This window comes from Rhodoplanes roseus, from assembly GCF_003258865.1.
Lineage (GTDB): Bacteria > Pseudomonadota > Alphaproteobacteria > Rhizobiales > Xanthobacteraceae > Rhodoplanes > Rhodoplanes roseus.
In genome coordinates this window covers 1-407 of the sequence record NZ_NPEX01000673.1, presented here as the reverse complement: position 1 = coordinate 407, position 407 = coordinate 1, and the positions used below count along the sequence as shown (strand labels likewise).

1 protein-coding gene is annotated in these 407 nt (G+C 67.1%); it reads right to left on the bottom strand.

All coding sequences use genetic code 11. From position 1 onward, the window contains the following. Positions 1-407: PIG-L deacetylase family protein (locus CH341_RS31930; RefSeq protein WP_146604734.1), on the bottom strand; the 407-nt coding region annotated here is incomplete at both ends.

Here is a 407-nt window from a genome sequence, read left to right as displayed (position 1 = left end):
CCCATCGCCTGGGCGATGATGCGGGCCTCCTGGGCGAAGCGCGCCGCCTCCGGATGGTCGACGTTATAAGGATCCTCCAGCGCGTGGGTGAGCACGAAGGACGGATTGAGCTCGCGATAGATGTCGATCAGGCGGTCGAGATGCTGCTCGCTCGGATGCAGCGGGTAATCGCCGGCGTCGAAGAATTCGATCTCGGCACCCAGCATCGCGGCGGCGCGCTCGGCCTCGTCCTTGCGGCCGGCCTTCACCTCCTGCATCGTGATGCCCGCCTTCTTCCAGGCGAACTGACTCTCGCCGCGCTCGCCATAGGCGAGGCAGACGATCTTCACCCGGTAGCCCTTCTTGGCGTGCAGCGCGATGGCGCCGCCGGCGCGCCACACGAAATCGCCCGGATGGGCGGTGACGAC